The sequence below is a fragment of the Kangiella sp. genome (assembly GCF_014762745.1).
Lineage (GTDB): Bacteria > Pseudomonadota > Gammaproteobacteria > Enterobacterales > Kangiellaceae > Kangiella.
The window spans coordinates 1-3576 of record NZ_JABURJ010000006.1 but is presented as its reverse complement, the minus strand read 5'-3'; the positions used below and the strand labels follow the sequence as shown (position 1 = coordinate 3576).

2 protein-coding genes are annotated in these 3576 nt (G+C 50.7%); both read left to right on the top strand.

Translation table 11 applies throughout. The features are described from left to right. The first annotated feature begins 38 nt into the window (after nt 1-38). Nucleotides 39-1037, top strand: coding sequence for a phenylalanine--tRNA ligase subunit alpha (gene pheS / locus HUJ19_RS00045; protein WP_367273942.1), 999 nt, complete (start codon nt 39-41; stop codon nt 1035-1037). 294 nt (nt 1038-1331) lie between these two features. Further along, the coding region (gene pheT / locus HUJ19_RS00040) for a phenylalanine--tRNA ligase subunit beta (protein ID WP_290621519.1) at nt 1332-3576 on the top strand (2245 nt) is incomplete at its 3' end.

Genomic DNA, 3576 nt, shown 5'->3' with positions numbered 1-3576 from the left:
CACAGGGTACGAGTCAACAGGACTCCAGTTTACAAGAGATTATTTCGCAGGCTGAGCAAGAGATTTCAGCAGTTCAGAGCATTCCAGAGCTTGAGCAGGTAAAAGCCCGCTTCGTCGGCAAAAAAGGCCTGATTACAGCTCAAATGCAACAAATGGCCAAACTTCCGCCAGAAGAAAAGCCAAAGTTTGGTGCCCGTGTCAACGAAGCTAAAAAAGAAGTGTTCGCCATTATCGAAGCGAAACATAAAGCCATTAAAGATGCTGAAATCGCCCAGAAACTGGCGAGTGAAACCATTGATGTCACCTTGCCTGGCCGTAACATTCAGGACGGTGGTGTTCATCCGGTTAATCGTACCTTACATAGAATTGAATCTTACTTTGCGCAAATGGGCTTCTCGGTCGAAGAAGGTCCTGAAGTGGAAGACAACTTCCATAACTTCACCGCGCTGAATATCCCTGAGCATCACCCGGCGCGTGCCATGCACGATACCTTCTATATTGATGCTGAGCGATTGTTGCGTACCCACACCTCGCCGGTACAGATTCGGGTGATGGAAGAGCAAAAGCCACCATTTAGAATCATTGCACCGGGCCGCGTGTATCGTTGTGACTCAGACTTGACGCATACCCCAATGTTCCATCAGGTAGAAGGCCTGTTGGTAGATGAAAGCACCACCTTCGTTGACCTGAAAGGTATTTTAGACGAATTTCTGAAGCACTTCTTCGAGAAAGATTTGGCCGTTAGATTCCGTCCATCATACTTCCCATTCACCGAACCATCGGCCGAAGTCGATATCCAATGCGTGATGTGTAATGGCGATGGTTGCCGTGTTTGTAGCCACACCGGTTGGCTGGAAATTCTTGGTTGCGGCATGGTCCATCCGAAAGTACTCGAAGCCGTCGGCATCGACAGCGAAAAATACACCGGCTTCGCATTTGGCATGGGCGTCGAGCGTCTCACCATGTTGCGTTATGGCGTGAATGACCTGCGGTTATTCTTCGAGAATGATTTGAATTTTCTTAAACAATTCAACTAGCTATGTAGGGACAAGTCACGACTTGTCCGTACTTAAAGAATCAAAGCACGCAGATGTTGGGACAACTCATGAGTTGTCCGTACGAAAGTAAAGCACAGCAGGTGTAGGGGCAACTCACGAGTTGCCCTCGAAAAATAAACAAAGCACGTCATTGCGAGGAGCTGCGAAGCAGAGACGCGGCAATCTCGCAAAGCAAATTAAATGTAAGGACAGGTCACGACTTGTCCTAAAAAACAGATTTTAAATTTAGCCAATAGAAAAGCTACCCCAAGGTAGCAAACTAGGTAAAGCATTATGAAATTCAGTGAAAAGTGGTTACGAGAGTGGGTAAACCCTGAAATTTCTACTCAAGAATTAGTAGAAAAATTAACAATGGCTGGCCTGGAAGTTGATGGTTTTGAATACCTGGGCAATAAATTCTCAGACGTTGTGGTCGGCGAAATCCTTGAAGCCGAACAACACCCGGATGCCGATAAACTGCGCGTCTGTAAAGTTTCGGTTGGTTCAGCCAGCGACGAAGACCTACAAATCATCTGCGGTGCGCCAAACGCACGCGCAGGCATTAAAGTCGCGGTCGCCATGATTGGCGCGGTTTTGCCGGGCGACTTCAAAATCAAAAAAGCCAAGCTGCGCGGCATCGAATCACAAGGCATGTTGTGTTCATCCACCGAACTTGAGATTGGCGAAGACGGCGACGGCATTGTTGAACTGGATAGCCAGGCGCCGCTCGGCCAGGACCTGAAAGATTATTTCGACCTCAATGACCACGTTATCGAAGTGGACCTGACTCCAAACCGTGGCGATTGTTTAGGTATTCGCGGCATCGCCCGTGAAGTGGGTGTGTTAACCCAAACCGCGGTTACCGAGCACAAACCACAACCGCTGACACCGGAAATCAGCGACAGGCTACCGATTAAACTCTCCGCACCGCAAGCCTGCCCACGTTACCTTGGTCGCGTCATTAAAGGCATCAACCCACAGGCCAAAACGCCTGACTGGATGGTTAAGTACATCGAGCGCTCAGGCGTTCGTGCCATCGACCCAGTGGTTGACGTGACCAACTTCGTATTACTGGAGCTGGGCCATCCGATGCACGCGTTCGACCTCAAACAAATCGAAGGCGGCATCGACGTTCGCATGGCGAAGCAGGGCGAGAAACTCACTCTGCTAGATGGCCAGGAAGTCGAACTGACTGACGACACTCTATTAATCGCAGACCACAATAAGCCACTGGCCATTGCTGGCGTTATGGGCGGCGAACATTCAGGCATCAACAGCGAAACTGATAACATCTTCCTCGAAAGTGCCTACTTCGACCCGATTGCCATTGCCGGTCGCGCACGCCAATACGGCCTGCACACAGACGCATCGCATCGCTACGAGCGTGGGGTTGATTTTGAATTGCAGCGCACCGCCATGGAGCGCGCTACTGAACTATTACTAGACATCGTAGGCGGCCAGCCGGGCGACATCATCGAAGCCGTTGATCACGACGCCATGCCAACCAAGCGCCACCTGCGTTTGCGTCGTCAGCGTATCGAGCGCGTTGTCGGCTTCCCATTCGCCGATGACCAGGTCGAAGACATCCTGACTCGCCTAGGCCTCAAACTGACCGCTAACGCAGACGGTTGGGACGTGGTGGTGCCAAGCTTCCGCTTCGACATCGACAACGAAGAAAGCCTGATTGAAGAGCTGGTGCGCGTTTACGGCTATAACAAGCTACCGAGCCGCAAGCCACAAGCCGAAATGGCCATGTTCGACCAGCCGGAAAAACGTGTCTGGAAAAACGACATGCGCGATGTATTGGTCAAGCGCGGCTATCAGGAAGTCATCACCTACAGCTTCGTTGAACCAGAATTCCAATTACAACTGCACCCGGGCATTGAGCCATTGCCGCTGATGAACCCGATCTCCAGCGAAATGGCGGTTATGCGCACCAACTTATTGCCGGGTCTGGTGCAAACCGCAAAATTCAACATCAACCGCCAACAGAACCGCATCCGCATCTTCGAACTCGGTTTGCGCTTCATTAACTCCGGCGACACGCTAGAGCAGATCCCAACCATCGCCGGTCTGGTCTGTGGCCTGCGCAACAAAGAAAGCTGGAACACTGATGGCGAGAAGGTGGATTTCTACGACCTCAAAGGCGACGTAGAAGCCTTATTGCAAGCCACTAATAAGTCATACGACTTCAAAACCCTGCACATGGACATCCTGCATCCGGGGCAGGCAGCCGAGATTACTGTCGACGGCCATGCAGTGGGTTATATCGGCAAAATCCACCCACAGGTACAGCAGGAAATCGACCTGGATATGGACGCATTCGTGTTCCAGATGGACCTCGCGCCGCTCTCTGAGCGCCAATTGCCTGAATTTAAGCCATTATCCAAGTTCCCGTCGATTCGACGCGATCTTGCGTTAGTTGTCGAAGATTCTGTGAAAGCCGGCGAATTACTTGATTTTATTGTAAAAAATGGTGGGAATTTACTGACAGATGCCCATATTTTTGATATATACAAGGGTGAGCACTTGGAACCAG